Source organism: Alcanivorax sp. HI0007, assembly GCF_001635525.1.
In the GTDB taxonomy this organism is placed as follows: Bacteria; Pseudomonadota; Gammaproteobacteria; order Pseudomonadales; family Alcanivoracaceae; genus Alcanivorax.
Genome location: NZ_LWEJ01000214.1, coordinates 1 through 14,460 on the forward strand (window position 1 = coordinate 1; position 14,460 = coordinate 14,460).

The 14,460-nt window shown below is 61.1% G+C and carries 15 protein-coding genes; 8 read left to right on the forward strand and 7 right to left on the reverse strand.

Translation table 11 applies throughout. The features are described 5' to 3' along the window. Positions 1-441 precede the first annotated feature (441 nt). From A3714_RS10885 to A3714_RS10905, 5 genes are all read right to left on the reverse strand, one after another. Positions 442-1,140, reverse strand: a complete 699-nt coding sequence (locus tag A3714_RS10885) for a uroporphyrinogen-III synthase (protein ID WP_063508177.1) — start codon at positions 1,138-1,140, stop codon at positions 442-444. A gap of 5 nt (positions 1,141-1,145) precedes the next feature. Then, a complete protein-coding gene (hemC, locus tag A3714_RS10890; protein WP_063508176.1) occupies positions 1,146-2,078 on the reverse strand; it encodes a hydroxymethylbilane synthase in 933 nt (310 codons plus the stop codon). Positions 2,079-2,239: 161 nt separating this feature from the next. Next, positions 2,240-2,551, reverse strand: coding sequence for a TRL-like family protein (locus A3714_RS10895; protein WP_062815622.1), 312 nt, complete (start codon positions 2,549-2,551; stop codon positions 2,240-2,242). 83 nt (positions 2,552-2,634) lie between these two features. Then, complete coding sequence (locus tag A3714_RS10900; RefSeq protein ID WP_062815621.1) at positions 2,635-3,375, reverse strand: LytTR family DNA-binding domain-containing protein; 741 nt, start codon at positions 3,373-3,375, stop codon at positions 2,635-2,637. 15 nt (positions 3,376-3,390) lie between these two features. After that, on the reverse strand, positions 3,391-4,428 hold the full coding sequence (locus tag A3714_RS10905; RefSeq protein ID WP_063508175.1) for a sensor histidine kinase: 1,038 nt from the start codon (positions 4,426-4,428) through the stop codon (positions 3,391-3,393). A 192-nt stretch (positions 4,429-4,620) separates the two neighbouring features. Between A3714_RS10905 and argH the strand changes: the two genes are divergently transcribed. Genes argH through lysA form a run of 3 tightly spaced genes read left to right on the forward strand, consistent with a single transcriptional unit; the run spans position 4,621 to position 7,490 of the window. After that, positions 4,621-6,021 (forward strand): argininosuccinate lyase, encoded by a 1,401-nt coding sequence (gene argH / locus A3714_RS10910; RefSeq protein ID WP_062815619.1) that lies wholly within the window; start codon positions 4,621-4,623, stop codon positions 6,019-6,021. Between the two features lie 57 nt (positions 6,022-6,078). Beyond that, positions 6,079-6,246, forward strand: a complete 168-nt coding sequence (locus tag A3714_RS17570; protein ID WP_082810754.1) for a lipoprotein — start codon at positions 6,079-6,081, stop codon at positions 6,244-6,246. Positions 6,247-6,248: 2 nt separating this feature from the next. Next, the gene (gene lysA, locus A3714_RS10915; protein ID WP_063526934.1) at positions 6,249-7,490 is read left to right on the forward strand and encodes a diaminopimelate decarboxylase; all 1,242 of its coding nucleotides are present in this window, start codon (positions 6,249-6,251) and stop codon (positions 7,488-7,490) included. A gap of 4 nt (positions 7,491-7,494) precedes the next feature. Here the strand turns inward: lysA and nhaC are convergent, their stop codons facing one another. Both nhaC and A3714_RS10925 read right to left on the reverse strand, forming a co-directional pair. Then, on the reverse strand, positions 7,495-8,979 hold the full coding sequence (gene nhaC, locus A3714_RS10920; RefSeq protein ID WP_063509148.1) for a Na+/H+ antiporter NhaC: 1,485 nt from the start codon (positions 8,977-8,979) through the stop codon (positions 7,495-7,497). 222 nt (positions 8,980-9,201) lie between these two features. After that, positions 9,202-10,044: a 23S rRNA (adenine(2030)-N(6))-methyltransferase RlmJ gene (locus A3714_RS10925; protein WP_063509023.1), complete on the reverse strand. Its 843-nt coding sequence runs from the start codon at positions 10,042-10,044 to the stop codon at positions 9,202-9,204. Between the two features lie 196 nt (positions 10,045-10,240). On the opposite strand from A3714_RS10925, the gene dapF reads away from it, so the two are divergent. The 5 genes from dapF (at position 10,241) to A3714_RS10950 (ending at position 13,993) form a co-directional block, all read left to right on the forward strand. Then, entirely contained in the window at positions 10,241-11,095 is an 855-nt protein-coding gene (dapF, locus tag A3714_RS10930; RefSeq protein ID WP_062815992.1) for a diaminopimelate epimerase, read from the forward strand. A 13-nt stretch (positions 11,096-11,108) separates the two neighbouring features. Beyond that, positions 11,109-11,831, forward strand: a complete 723-nt coding sequence (locus A3714_RS10935; RefSeq protein ID WP_063509022.1) for a DUF484 family protein — start codon at positions 11,109-11,111, stop codon at positions 11,829-11,831. Beyond that, complete coding sequence (gene xerC, locus A3714_RS10940; protein ID WP_063509021.1) at positions 11,828-12,757, forward strand: tyrosine recombinase XerC; 930 nt, start codon at positions 11,828-11,830, stop codon at positions 12,755-12,757. Before A3714_RS10935 ends, xerC begins: the two co-directional genes overlap by 4 nt. 203 nt (positions 12,758-12,960) lie before the next feature. Continuing rightward, positions 12,961-13,686, forward strand: a complete 726-nt coding sequence (locus A3714_RS10945) for an HAD family hydrolase (protein ID WP_231866034.1) — start codon at positions 12,961-12,963, stop codon at positions 13,684-13,686. After that, a complete protein-coding gene (locus A3714_RS10950; RefSeq protein WP_062815613.1) occupies positions 13,679-13,993 on the forward strand; it encodes a YqcC family protein in 315 nt (104 codons plus the stop codon). The genes A3714_RS10945 and A3714_RS10950 overlap by 8 nt, the downstream gene beginning before the upstream one ends. The last annotated feature ends 467 nt before the right edge of the window (positions 13,994-14,460 follow it).

Genomic DNA, 14,460 nt, shown 5'->3' on the forward strand with positions numbered 1-14,460 from the left:
TGTTGGTGGTTCTGGCGGCCCCCAGGGCCGCCAGAACCACCAACACCACCAGTACTACCCAGACGCTCTTGCCTGTCTGGCGGGAATAAAGACGTTCCTGCGTCATGTCAGCTCCATGTTCTGATTATCTGGCACCCCCGAACGGGCGATCCGTAAAGCCTATTTAGGATCTATCCGCGGCTGCGTTGCCAGCCGCCGGCAAGGGCACGGGCTTGTGCAGGACAACATCACCGCACAATCCGACTCATGTACCCGATCAAACAACGAATTCCGGCGCGGCGGCATATAGATCTTAAATAAGCTCTCAGCGAAAACCTTAATTGGGGCTGCGCTGAGTGTCCATTAAACAATGTAATAGGGAAGGCAAACAGGGCATCAAATCGCGGCATGGATGACAAATCGCTACCTTTGCCCGGAGAGGGACGCCGTTATGCATGGACGTCACATGGAAGGCAGCGCCGCCAGCATATCCTCATCGTGGGCGCTCGCCGCCACTCGCAATGGCCCGCCATGTTGCGCACGGACAGGTCTGGCCACCCGCTCTCCGGCGGCCACGACACCCACCGCAGAGGGGATGTGTCCGCTGATTGCCTGCCAGCTTTCCACGCTGGTGACCATGACCCAGTCGCATCCCTCGGGGCAATGGAAAGCGGTGCTGGGCACGCGACGGTAAAACGGCAGGGATACAACCTCGGCACCGCGCTCGGCAAGGGTCTTCGCCAACAGTTCCCGGCCGCTTTCTCCACGGCACAGCAACACTTTCTTTTCAGCCAGTTGCTGCAGGCAAGGCAGCGCCAACACCGCTTCGGAATTGAACCCGCCATCCGGCACCGTCGGTTGCAGATGCCAACGGGAAATCTCTGCCGCCGTGGCCTTGCCCACCGCCAGCCAGTGAAGCCCCACCGGCCACTGGGGCCAGATATCCGCCATGGCGGTCAAAGCCAGGCGCGCAGCATTACTGCTGGCAAAGAAAACCGCATGGAACAGGTCCAGATCCATGAGTACCCGGCGGCTGGCATCGCTGACCGGCAACGGCTCGATATGCAGGGCCGGGCTGTGCAGGGGCCTATGGCCAGCCCGGCTCAGGGCATCCATTAACGCCTGCTGCTGGCCCCGGGGACGGGTAATCAGCACCTGCATGGCCGTTAACCTCGCTCGTAGAGCGCCTTGAGGATCTCGTCCGCGCCCTGGGCCAGCAGCTGCTCGGCAATCTCTACGCCCAGCTCGGCACCGCGCTCGCGATGGGCGCGGCCCTCTGCCCGCAGCACCTGCTTGCCGTTTTCCTCGGCAACCAGACCGCGCAGCCAGAGCTGGTCGTCCTCCAGCAGGGCAAAACCGGCAATTGGCACCTGGCAACCGCCCTCCAGGCGACGGTTCATGGCGCGCTCCGCCACCACCCGATCCCAGGTATCCCGGTCACTGAGGGGGCTGAGCAGTTCGATGGTACGGGCATCGCCATCGCGGCATTCGATACCGACCGCCCCCTGCCCTACCGCCGGCAGGGATTCCTCCGGGGGCATTTCGTAACGGATCCGCTCGTGCATATCCAGACGCTTGAGACCGGCAGCGGCGAGAATGATGGCGTCGAACTCGCCGGCATCCAGTTTGCCCAGCCGGGTCTGCACATTCCCGCGCAGGCTTTTCACCACCAGATCCGGACGATTGGCCTGCACCTGGGCCTGACGGCGCAGGCTGGACGTGCCGACGCAGGCCCCCTGGGGCAGCGCCGACAGGCTGTCGTGATGATTGGAGACGAAGGCATCGCGGGGATCTTCCCGCTCGCAGATCACCGGCAGCGCAAAGCCTTCCGGCAATTCCATGGGCACATCCTTCATGGAATGCACGGCAATATCCGCACGACCGTCCATGATGGCCTCTTCCAGCTCCTTCACGAACAGGCCCTTGCCACCGATTTTTGCCAGCGGGGTATCAAGAATCTTGTCCCCCTGGGTCTTGATTCGCACCAGCTCCACACTCAGGCCTTCGTGCAGACTTTCCAGACGCTGCTGAACGTATTCCGCCTGCCAGATGGCAAGCGGGCTGGAACGGGTGGCGATACGCAAGACTTCGCGGGACATGGAGGATCCTGTGATTCTGAAATGAGGAGGACAGTTTACAGGAAGAGACGCTCATACCGTAGGAGCCATGCTCGCCATGGCGAACCTGCTTGCGATCTCGATGGTTCGCTACGCTCAGTTCGCCATGGCGAGCATGGCTCCTACAAATTCAAAGGGAGGAATCAGTTGCCGTAAACCACCACGGTGAATTCCGCCAACACCCCGAAGAAATTCTGGGACTCGTAATCCACGTGGTGGATCTCGGTGATGCCCCCGTTGCGGGCAGCGGTCTGGATGCTGGCATCGCCGGAGGCGATGATGCCGAGAATGGAACGGGCACTGGCTCGGCCGACCCGGGTGGCTTTTTCCGTGGACGCGGTGGCAGTCAGGGGCGCTTTCACATTACCGTACAACAGACCGGTCACCGGCATGGCGGACGAGGCACAACCACTCAGTGCGACAGCACCGACCAGCAGAAGAAGAAGCTTTTTCATGGCAGATTTCCTGTTCTTGTTATTAATGATTGGCACATCTTCAGGGGCTCAAGGCTAGCACGCCCACCCCCCTCTGTTAACGCTTACAGATTCTGCAACACCCGGCGCAAACCTGCCACATGACGGCGGCTGACGGTCAGCCGTTCATCGATACCACGCAGACGTACCTGGTGGTGGCCGGCGGTGGCCATTTCCATCCCCTCGATAAACTTCAACGCCACCAGGGCATTGCGGTGTATACGCACAAACTGGTCACCAAATTCCGTTTCCAGCTCCTTGAGGGTTTCATCGATCAACACCTCACCTTCCCCGGAGCAGACGGTGACGTATTTCTGGTCGGCCAGGAAGTAGCGCACCTCATCCACCGGCACCAGTTCCAGCCCGCGATGGGTCCGGGCACTGATATGTCCTCGGCGGCGGGGTTTTTCCTCACTGACTTCCCTGCCGATTTCCGCCAGCTGCACCCGGTTCAAGGTACGGGCCTTGCCCAGGGCCGTTTCCAGGTCCCCGGCGCTGACCGGTTTCAGCAAATAATCCACCGCATGGACCTTGAAGGCCTGCAGGGCATGCTCATCATAGGCCGTGCAGAAAATCAGCGCCGGCGGATTATCCATCTTGCTGAGATGCTCGGCGGCTTCCATACCATCCATTTCCGGCATGCGAATATCCATCAGGATCACATCCGGCCTGGTGGCCTGGGCCTGCTCAATGGCTTCCCGGCCGTTAGCCGCTTCTGCCACCACTTCAACCCCGTCGGTCTTTTCCACCAGCCGCTTGAGCCGGTCCCGCGCCAGTTGTTCGTCGTCGCACACAAGCACCCGCATAATTCCCATCCTTTTTTATTGCAGCGGATATCGAATTTCGATCTCGTATTCTTTTTGTTGCGGCCGTGACTCCACCGCCACCTCGTCACCATACAATGCTTCCAGCCGGTGACGAATGTTCTCCAGCGCCATACGGTTACCCTGGTGATGCCCCCCGCCTTCCGGTTTGGGGTTACTCACCGAGAGCACCAATTCGCCATTTTCTGCCAGCGCCCGGATTGTCACCACGCCGCCGGCGGTTAATGGCTGTATGCCATGATAAATGGCATTTTCGAGCAAGGGTTGCAAGGTTAACAGCGGAATCATCACGGTTTTTGCTTCCACGCGAATGTCCCACTCCACCTGCAACCGCTCGCCCATGCGCAATTGTTCAATATGAATATAGCGCCGGCACAGCTCCAGCTCTTCTTCCAGCGTCGCCTCATTGCCGATATTTTTCAGGCTGGCACGGAACAGTACCGACAGGTCTTCCACCACCTTTTCGGCGGCGTCCGGGTCCACCGCAATCAGGCTGGCAATAATGTTCATGGAATTAAACAGGAAATGCGGGCGGATACGCGACTGCAAGGCCTGGATGCGCGCCTGCAATTCTGCCTGCCCCTTTTGCCGCAGCTGCTCCTGTACATAGAAATAGCGCATGACCAGGCCGGCAATAATCGCGGCAATCAGGCCATTAACGGCAATTTCCCAGGACCACAGGGTGCCCGGTACAAGACTTCCTGTGACCCAGCCCATGACCAGAGTCGCCACCACACTGAATACCAGGGTGTCGATCACCACCAGCAACACCACGGCCACCGCCGCCCACGCCGGCGCCAGCCGATTCAGACGGGACCGCAACTGGCAGACCAGTGCCGCCGAGGTCAGCCCCACCCATTGCACAAACAGGGAGGTAATCGCCAGCCGGCCCATGCTGAAATCGCTGTAGTACGTGGCCACCAGGTTGATCACCAGGGCCATCAGCTCGGCCACCACCACCACCACCAGCACCGCACGGGTACTGCACAGGTCGGGCAGGAAACTGGAGTTGGGCTGGTCGTCCGTGGCCGCCATCGGGGCTCCCGTCAGTAAAAATCACTAGTTACAGGCAGTTATACCTCAAGCCGTCAGATCACCCAAGTAATACCCGCAGGACACACTGAGTATGCCAGGAGTGATTCAGCGGCTCCCTGATGTTCAGGGGGTCCCCGGTCCCTGCTATACTGCGCGCCTCGCAAATCCGGCTTTATGCATGGGAACCGTACGATGACCGACAAGCAGCAGAACAAACTCTGGGGCGGCCGCTTCAGCGAATCCACCGACCAGTTCGTGCAGGAATTCACCGCCAGCGTGAATTTCGACCGACGCATGTACCGTCAGGACATCTTCGGCTCCCAGGCCCACGCCACCATGCTGGCGGAGGTAGGCGTGCTCACCGAGGAAGAGCGCGACGCCATCATCAATGGCCTGGCGGAAATCCAGAAAGAGATCGAAGCCGGCGAATTCCAGTGGTCCGTTGCCCTGGAAGACGTGCACATGAACATTGAAGCGCGGCTCACCGACAAGATCGGCATCACCGGCAAGAAACTGCACACCGGCCGTTCCCGGAACGACCAGGTGGCCACCGATATCCGCCTGTGGCTGCGTGACGAGATGCTGATTCTGGAAGAGCAGTATCTGCACCTGATGACCGGTCTGCTGGACCTGGCCGAGCGCGAAGCGGCCACCATCATGCCCGGTTTCACCCACCTGCAGACCGCCCAGCCGGTGACCTTCGGGCACCATCTGCTGGCCTGGTTCGAAATGCTCAAGCGTGACCGCGAGCGGTTGCTGGACTGCAAGAAGCGGGTCAACCGCATGCCCCTGGGCGCCGCGGCACTGGCCGGCACCACCTACCCGATCAACCGGGAGCGCACCTGCGAGTTGCTGGGCTTTGACGGCATCTGCGAAAACTCCCTGGACGCGGTGAGCGACCGGGACTTCGCCATCGAGTTCTGCGCCCTGGCCGCCCTGACCATGACCCACCTGTCACGGATCAGCGAAGAGCTGGTGCTGTGGACCAGCGCCCAGTTCAACTTCATCAATCTGCCCGATCGCTTCTGTACCGGCAGCTCCATCATGCCGCAGAAGAAGAACCCGGATGTGCCGGAACTGGTTCGCGGCAAGACCGGTCGCGTGAATGGTCATCTGATCAGCCTGCTGACCCTGATGAAGAGCCAGCCGCTGGCCTACAACAAGGACAACCAGGAAGATAAAGAACCGCTCTACGACGCCGTGGACACCCTCAAAGGCAGCCTGCGCGCCTTTGGCGACATGGTGCCGGCCCTGGAACCCAACCGGGAAGTGATGCGCGAAGCGGCCCGCCGTGGCTTCGCCACCGCTACCGATCTGGCCGACTACCTGGTACGCAAGGGCATTGCCTTCCGCGATTCCCACGAAATTGTCGGCAAGGCCGTGGCCTATGGGGTAGAGAAGAAGAAAGACCTGAGCGACATGTCCCTGTCCGAACTCAAGCAGTTCAGCGACCAGATCGAGGACGACGTGTTTGACGTGCTCACCCTGGAAGGCTCGGTCAGCGCCCGCAACCATATCGGGGGTACCGCCCCGGACCAGGTGCGCGCCGCAGTTGCCCGTGCCCGTGAGGCGCTGGACAATACCGGCAACTGATCAACGTCGGGCGGAAAGCACACCGCGATCCGCCCTCGCACGCACACTCGGAGCTTGATGATGCGCATCATCGCCCTGCTATTTGTCGTTCTGCTGGCCGGCTGCGGCCAGAAAGGTCCGCTTTATTTCGCCCCTGAAGAACCCGCCGCCGAGCCAGTCGCGACTCAGGACGACAACACCGACCAACCCGCCGTATCCGACCAGGATGACGGGGAACAGGAATAATCATGGATCACTTTCAGTACCGCGACGGCGAGCTGTTCGCTGAAGAACTGCCGGTAGAACAACTGGCGGATCGCTTCGGCACACCGCTGTATCTCTATTCCCGCGCCACCCTGGAGCGTCACTTCCAGGCCTTTGACGAGGCCTTTGGGGGCCATCCCCACCAGGTCTGTTATGCGGTAAAAGCCAATTCCAACCTGGCGGTACTGAACGTGCTGGCCCGTTGCGGCGCCGGTTTCGATATCGTTTCCGGCGGTGAGCTGGAGCGGGTACTGCGGGCCGGCGGCGATCCGGACAAGATCGTGTTTTCCGGCGTGGGCAAAACCGCCGACGAAATGGCCGCCGCCCTGAAAGCCAACATTCACTGCTTCAACGTGGAATCCGCCGCCGAGCTGGAACTGCTCAACCTGGTGGCCGGAGAACTGGACCGTGAAGCCCCCATCGCCATCCGGGTTAACCCGGATGTGGACGCCCAGACCCACCCCTATATTTCCACCGGTCTGAAGGACAACAAGTTCGGTGTGGATATCGCCAAGGCACCGGCACTCTATCAGCGCGCCGCCGAGCTACCCCACATCAAGGTACTGGGCATCGATTGCCATATCGGCAGCCAGCTCACCAAGCTGTCTCCGTTCGAAGATGCCCTGGAGCGGGTGCTCAAACTGCTGGATCAGCTACAGCACCTGGGTATCGAAATTCACCATCTGGATCTGGGCGGTGGCCTGGGCGTCACTTACAACGAGGAAGCGCCACCGGCGCCGGCCGATTACGTGCAGGCCCTGCTCAAGCACATCCCCGGCGACCTGCCCGTGCACATCGAACCGGGCCGGGCCATTGCCGCCAACGCCGGCATCTTTGTCACCCAGGTGCTGTTCCTCAAGCCCACCGAACACAAGAACTTCGCCATCGTCGACGGCGCCATGAACGACCTGATCCGCCCGAGCCTGTATTCGGCCTGGCAGAACATCGTGCCGGTCAAACCCCATGATGCGGATTGTCGGGATTGGGATATCGTCGGCCCGGTCTGCGAAACCGGCGACTTCCTGGGCAAGGACCGGGCCCTGTCCCTGGAGACCGGCGACCTGTTGGCGGTACGCAGCGCCGGCGCCTACGGCTTTGCCATGGCCAGCAACTACAACAGTCGCAACCGCCCCGCCGAAGTGATGGTGGATGGTGATCAGGCCTTTGTGGTGCGTCAGCGGGAAACCGTTGAGGACCAGCTGAAGCTGGAATCCCTGCTGCCCTGAGCCCTTACCCTTGCGACGCGCGCCCCTCGCCGGCCACTGCCGGCGGGGTCAGGCGCAGCACCTTGATCCCCAGCCAGGCATACACCAGCGCCAGCAGCGGATTGACCAGGTTGAAAAACGCAAAGAACAGATAGTCCGTCACCGGCACCAGCAGCACCGACTGCATGTAGGCCCCGCAGGTATTCCAGGGAATCAGCGGGCTGGTGATAGTGCCACCGTCCTCCAGCGCCCGGGACAGATTCACCGGCGCCAGCCCTTCCTTTTCATAGCCCTCGCGGAACATGCGCCCGGGCATGATGATGGAAATGTACTGGTCGGCAGTGAGGATGTTGCTGCCCAGGCAGGTGGCCAGCGTCGCCGTGATCAACCCCGCCGCGCCCTTCACCGCCGCCAGCAACCCTTCAATCAGCTTTGCCAGCAAGCCCGCATACTCCATGACCGCGCCAAACGTCATGGCGCAGAGAATCAGCCAGACCGTGTTGAGCATGGACGCCATGCCACCCCCGGACAGCAGATCATTGAGGGACGCATCGCCGGTTTCCACGGTGATGCCCGCATAGAAGGTCTGCCACACCACTTTCAGTGACGCCATCATATCCGCCTGCGCCACGCCCGCCTGGGCGGCAATGGCCTCGGGCTGGAACAACAGCGCCCAAATGCCACCCAGCAAGGCTCCCAGGAAAATTGCCGGCAACGCCGGCATGCGTTTGAGCGCCAGCACCAGTAAGACCAGCAGGGGAATCAGGTGCAGAAAGGAAATATGGAACTGGCTATCCAGGCCAGCCAGTAGCGGACGAATACGATCCACCGAGTCACCGGCCACCTCCGCGTTAAATCCCATGAACAGGAAAATCAGCAGGGCGATGACGATGGAGGGGACCGTGGTCCACAGCATCAACCGGATATGGGCAAACAGATCCGAGCCGGCCACTGCCGGAGCCAGGTTGGTGGTTTCGGAAAGCGGTGAAATCTTGTCGCCGAAATAGGCCCCGGAGACCACCGCCCCGGCGGCCACCGGCAGCGATAACCCCAGGCCGCTGGCCACCCCGATCAATGCCACCCCCACGGTGGCCGCCACCGTCCAGCTGGAACCGATACTCAGGGCAATAATGGCGCAGATCAGGCAGGCCGCCGCATAGAACAGGGCCGGATTCATCAGCTCCAGCCCGAAATAGATCAGTGACGGCACAATGCCGGCCAGGCGCCAGGTACCAATTAATGCCCCCACACTGAGCAAAATCAGCACCGCCCCCAGGGCCACGGCAATGCCCTTGATCATGGCGGTCTCGATCTCCCGCCAGGTCATGCCGTTCTTGAAGGCAATCAGTGATGCCAATCCCGCGCACAGCAACAAGGCGATCTGGTTGGGGCCAGAGGAGGCACTGTCGCCGTAGAGGTACACCGCCGCCGCCAGCAACGCCACCAGCACCACGATGGGCAGCAGGGCATCGAACAGGCTGGGGCGACGGTGTGAAGAGGACTGTGTCATGGCTGGCTACAAGACGGTGTCTTTCCGGTTATGGGCCTTCGCCGGCGAGTGAGCGCTTATCGGGGGCACGAAAAGCGACGCAGTCTACCAGCACCCTGGCAAAGGCGCATTGCCGGTGGTCGGCCTGCTCGACGAGTAACGAGTAGCGAGTTTCGAAATGCGAAGCAGTGGATTTTCGCTCCTCGTTCCTCGTATCTCGTATCGTATCTCGTAAAGGCGCTGTCAGGCCTCGCCAGTCAGCTCTCTAACCAGAGTATGGCCGTTGGGTTCGCACAGGGCACTCTTGAGCACCGGCATGGCCTGGGCCATATGCTGAGCCAGCGTATAGGGCGGATTGATGATCAGCATGCCGGAGCCGGTCATGCCCCGGCCGGAGGCATCCGGGCGCGGACAGCACTCCACCCGCAGCAGGTTGGGGATCTCCGCTTTGACAAAACGGCGGATGAAACTTTCGGTACGGTTGCGATCCAGCACCGGGTACCAGATGGCATAAGTGGCAGTGGAGAAACGCTCCATGGCCATCTGCAGCGCCGGCAACAGACCGAGGTAGTCCGCTTCCATTTCATAGGAAGGATCGATCAGCACCAAGCCACGGCGATGCTGGGGCGGCAGCATGGCCTTGAATCCCTGCCAGGCATCCAGCTTTTCCACCCGCACCCGCTTGTCATCGGCAAAGCGACGCTGCAGCAACTCGAAGTCGGTGCTGTGCAGCTCGGTACATTGCAACCGGTCCTGTTCCCGCAACAGGCTGGCGCTGATCAGCGGCGAGCCCGGGTACTCGGTAAGCTTGCCCACCGGATTGAGCTTTTTTACCAGCGCCACGTATTGATCAATCACCCCCACGCCAGTGCGGCTATCCATCAACCGGGCAATGCCATCCTGGTACTCCCCCGTCTTCTGCATATGCTCGCTGGCAATGGCATAACTGCCGGCCCCGGCATGGGTATCGTGCACCGTGAAGGGTTTCTCCTTTTTCTTCAGGTACTCGATGATCGCCACCTGGACGATATGCTTGAGGACATCGGCAAAATTGCCGGCGTGGTAGCTGTGGCGGTAGGAAAGCATGGTGGCAACCTGAAGAAATGTAAGGGCACATTGTACACCTGACGCCGTCCATGTAGGAGCGTCGCTTGCGGCGCGATCCCAGACGTTCAATCATCGCGCCGCAAGCGACGCTCCTACAATAAAGCCGAAACGCCATCACCTGACGCCACCGGAATCCCGGAGTACAATGGCCTTTTACCCGTACCGGACAATCCGCATGAACCTGCGCTTTACCAAAATGCACGGCCTGGGCAACGATTTCATGGTGATCGACGGCATCCGCCAGTCGCTGCCGGAAACCGGCGTGCCGTTTTCCGCCGACGAAATCCGTCGTCTGGGCGACCGGCATTTCGGCGTGGGCTTTGACCAGATGCTGATCGTGCAACCGGCCCGCAGCGCCGGGGCGGATTTCCGTTATCGCATCCTCAACGCGGACGGCTCCGAGGTCAGCCAGTGTGGCAACGGCGCCCGTTGCTTTGCCCGCTTCGTGCGCGATCATGGGCTGACCGACAAGGCCGAGATCGTGGTGGAAACCGCCGCCGGACAGATGACCCTGGCCGTGACCGACGACGAGCAGGTGACCGTGGATATGGGTGCGCCGCGCTGGGCGCCGGACGCGATTCCGCTGATCGCCAAAGCCGAACAGGACACCTATTTCCTCATCGCTGACAATAACGCCTATGAAGTCGGCGCCGTCGGGCTGGGCAATCCCCACTGCACCCTGCTGGTGGAAAATGTGGACACCGCACCGGTGAACACCCTGGGGCCGCTGCTGGAACGCCACGAACAGTTCCCGGAACGGGTCAACGTGGGCTTCATGCAGATCGTAAGCCGCAATGAAATTCGCCTGCGCGTCTACGAACGCGGTGCCGGGGAAACCCTGGCCTGCGGCTCCGGCGCCTGCGCCGCCGTCCTGATTGGCCAGCGCCGGGGCTTCCTGGATGAGGACGTGACGGTGCATTTACCCGGCGGCACCCTGCGGATTCATTACGATGGCCAGGGCGGCGTGCGGATGACAGGCCCCGCCACCCCTGTCTATGATGGCAGCATTGATGTAATCGCGGCGCAATAAAAAGGACACCCCCATGACGGAGAACACCAAGGCCAGTGCCGACCAGGTTGCCGCTTACCTGCGCGACAACCCGGATTACTTCCAGCACCGCCCGGAGTTGCTGGAGCTGCTGCGCCTGCCGGACTCCAAGGGGGAGGCCGTCTCCCTGCTGGAGCGCCAGGCCTCCATCCTCCGCGACCGCAACAATGAACTGCGCGACCGCCTCAACGGCCTGCTGGACGTTGCCCGGGAAAATGATCACCTGTTCGACAAGACCCGTCGCCTGACCCTGTCCCTGCTGGAAGCGCGCGGGGCGGAAAAACTGTTCCGCAACATGCTCGCCAGCCTTGGCGATGATTTCCACTGTGACCGTGTCGCGCTGATGCTTTATGACCGGGAAATCCCCATCCTCGGCGATCTGCGCAACCAGATTCGCTGTGTCGACAGCGACGCCCTGCCCAGCGCCCTCAACCACCTGCTGCGTAACGGCAAGGCGGTGTGCGGTGCCATGCGCGAAGAGGAAATGCAGGCCCTGTTCCAGGAGCACGCCACCGACATCCGCTCCGCCGCCATGGTCCCCCTGGAGTACCAGGGCAAATTGGGACTGCTGGCCATCGGCAGCAAAAGCGCCATGCATTTCCGCAGCTCCCTGGGCACCCTGTTCATTACCCACATCGGCCAGGTACTGAGCCGACGCCTGCATGAAGTGCTGCGGCAATATCCGCATCAGGCAGCCAAAAAGATCAATGAACAGTGAACAGCGGAAGCCGCGATAAAGACACCGTTACTGCCTTCCTGCAACATCTGGAGTTCGAACGCCGCCTCTCCCCCCACACCGTCAGCAATTACCAGCGTGACCTGAAAGACGCCTTCCGTCTCACCGGGCAGCGGGACTGGGCCACACTCACCGTGCACGACATGCGCTCGCTGGTGGCCACCCTGCACCGGCAGGGAAAAGGCGGCAAGACCATTGCCCGTCTGCTCTCCACCGTGCGCACTTTCTACAGTTATTTGATGCGTGAGGGGCTGGCCCGTGATAACCCGGCGATGGATGTGCGACCACCGAAAAGCGGTAAGCGTCTTCCCAAGGCCCTGGATGCGGATCAGGTAGGCCAGCTGCTGGATGCGGGCACGGAAAAAGGCGACCCACTGAGCCTGCGCGACCAGGCGATCATGGAACTGTTCTACGCCTGCGGCCTGCGCCTGGCGGAACTGCTGAGTCTGGATCTGGATAGCCTGGACCTGAGTGCCGGCCAGCTACTGGTCACCGGCAAGGGCAACAAGACTCGCCAGCTGCCCATCGGCAAGCCGGCCCTCACCGCCGTACGCCGCTGGCTCAAGGCCCGCACCCTGTTTATCAAGGACAGTGAAGAGAAAGCGCTCTTTCTGAGCAAGAATGGCCGACGACTGTCCCCGTCCAGCGTGCAACAACGTCTTAAACGTCACGCTCTGGAGCGGGGCCTGGATGACCACTTGCATCCCCACAAGCTGCGCCATTCCTTTGCCACCCATTTACTGGAATCTTCCGGAGACCTGCGTGCGGTGCAGGAACTGCTGGGCCATGCGGACCTGGCCACCACCCAGGTCTATACCCACCTGGATTTCCAGCACCTGGCCCAGGTCTATGATGGTGCTCACCCCCGAGCCCAGCGCCGCAAGGGGGACGATGAGGAGTCCTCCTGACCTCTGCCGCTTCCCGTAGGAGTTCCCCTTTCAGGGGACGAACCTCACGCAGCGAGGCGACAAAGGAGATCATTGTTCAAGGCTCTATCGCGCCTGGATATCCCTGATCACCCTATGGCCGATTCCGTGCTACGTACGGTTCGCCCCCTGGAAGGGAGCTCCTACAGCAGCTTCGCCTTCATGGCCGGGCCTCAGCCCTTGCCATGCGCTACAATAGCGCCATGAGCCGACTCAAACTGATTACCTTTGATCTGGACAACACCCTCTGGCCGGTGGACGAAGTGATTCGCCGGGCGGAGAAGGCATGCAGTGACTGGATCATCGACCGCCACCCGGAAGCCGCCCAGGCGCTGAGCGCCGAACGGGTCCGCGCCGTACGTACCGCCCTGCTGCGGGAACGACCGGACTATCTGGACAATCTGACCGCCCTGCGCCAGGACGCCATGGCCCGGGCCTTTACCGAACACGGCTTCAGCGCCGGCGAGTCGCGCAAGATTGCCGAGGAGGCCTTCCTGGTTTTCCACCGTGCCCGCAATCAGGTGACCTTTTTCCCCGGCGCCCTGGAGGTGCTCGAACAGCTGGCCGACAGCTACCAGCTGGGCGCCCTGACCAATGGCAACGCGGATCTGCAGCAGATCGGCATCGCCGGTCTATTCAGCTTCCACCACTCCGCGGAAACCATCGGTAAACGCAAACCCGCCCCGGACATGTTCCAGGCGGCCCTGGCATCCGCCGGCGTCGACGCCAGCCAGGCAGTCCATGTGGGGGATCATCCCCTGGAAGATGTCCATGCCGCGCGTGAACATGGCATGCATGCCATCTGGGCCAACCTGATTGATCTGGACTGGCCGGTTGATCTGGCCCACCCGCGTCACCATATCCATAATCTTCACGAACTCACTGACCTGGTACCCCTTTTCGATGACTAAGCGCGCGCAACTCGCCACCCTTCTGGACGACCTGCAGACAGAACTGGACCAACAGGGCCTGTGGGAACAGCAACCCCCTACGCCCGCTGCTTTCAACAGCAGCACGCCTTTCTTTGCCGACACCATGGCGTTCAGCCAGTGGCTGCAGTGGGTGTTTATCGCCCGCTTCCGGGCCATTCTCGAGGCCGAGCACCCCCTCCCCGGTCAGTGCGACGTGAGCCCCATGGCGGAAGAAGCCCTGAAGGGCATGGAGCAGGATGTGAGTGAGATCATTGATCTGCTGAAGCAGTTCGACGAGCACTTTTAAGGGCGGCGGCAACAGGGAGCCGGAGGCATTTATCTGTAGGCGGTTACCTGCAAGCGAAACCCGAAAAACTGTAGGAGCGGAGCTCGAGCCGCGAACCGGGAGTGACACCAATCAGCTGGATTTGGCCTCGCACTGAGCAGGACCTGGCGCGCTCTGATATTCCTGATCGCCCTGCGGTCGATTTCCGCGCAAGCGCGGTTCGCACCTCAAGAGGTACTCCTACAGCGGCTTCGTAGGTATCTCGGAACTTGAGGAACTTTCCAGTCTTTCCCTATCCAATCGAGCGTAGCTTGTAGCTTGTAGCTTGTAGCTTGTAGCTTGTAGCTTGTAGCTTGTAGCTTGTAGCTTGTAGCTTGTAGCTTGTAGCTTGTAGCTTGTAGCTTGTAGCTTGTAGCTTGTAGCTTGTAGCTTGTAGCTTGTAGCTTGTAGCTTGTAGCTTGTAGCTTGTAGCTACCGAATCACGCTAT

Excerpts from the sequence above, each read along its gene's own strand:
- A3714_RS10950 (WP_062815613.1), top strand. The coding sequence starts at position 13,679 with ATGACTAAGCGCGCGCAACTCGCCACCCTTCTGGACGACCTGCAGACA.
- A3714_RS10905 (WP_063508175.1), bottom strand. The coding sequence starts at position 4,428 with ATGGCGGCCACGGACGACCAGCCCAACTCCAGTTTCCTGCCCGACCTG.
- A3714_RS10900 (WP_062815621.1), bottom strand. The coding sequence starts at position 3,375 with ATGCGGGTGCTTGTGTGCGACGACGAACAACTGGCGCGGGACCGGCTC.
- A3714_RS10885 (WP_063508177.1), bottom strand. The coding sequence starts at position 1,140 with ATGCAGGTGCTGATTACCCGTCCCCGGGGCCAGCAGCAGGCGTTAATG.
- dapF (WP_062815992.1), top strand. The coding sequence starts at position 10,241 with ATGAACCTGCGCTTTACCAAAATGCACGGCCTGGGCAACGATTTCATG.
- argH (WP_062815619.1), top strand. The coding sequence starts at position 4,621 with ATGACCGACAAGCAGCAGAACAAACTCTGGGGCGGCCGCTTCAGCGAA.
- nhaC (WP_063509148.1), bottom strand. The coding sequence starts at position 8,979 with ATGACACAGTCCTCTTCACACCGTCGCCCCAGCCTGTTCGATGCCCTG.
- A3714_RS10935 (WP_063509022.1), top strand. The coding sequence starts at position 11,109 with ATGACGGAGAACACCAAGGCCAGTGCCGACCAGGTTGCCGCTTACCTG.
- hemC (WP_063508176.1), bottom strand. The coding sequence starts at position 2,078 with ATGTCCCGCGAAGTCTTGCGTATCGCCACCCGTTCCAGCCCGCTTGCC.
- A3714_RS17570 (WP_082810754.1), top strand. The coding sequence starts at position 6,079 with ATGATGCGCATCATCGCCCTGCTATTTGTCGTTCTGCTGGCCGGCTGC.
- A3714_RS10945 (WP_231866034.1), top strand. The coding sequence starts at position 12,961 with ATGCGCTACAATAGCGCCATGAGCCGACTCAAACTGATTACCTTTGAT.
- A3714_RS10925 (WP_063509023.1), bottom strand. The coding sequence starts at position 10,044 with ATGCTTTCCTACCGCCACAGCTACCACGCCGGCAATTTTGCCGATGTC.
- lysA (WP_063526934.1), top strand. The coding sequence starts at position 6,249 with ATGGATCACTTTCAGTACCGCGACGGCGAGCTGTTCGCTGAAGAACTG.
- A3714_RS10895 (WP_062815622.1), bottom strand. The coding sequence starts at position 2,551 with ATGAAAAAGCTTCTTCTTCTGCTGGTCGGTGCTGTCGCACTGAGTGGT.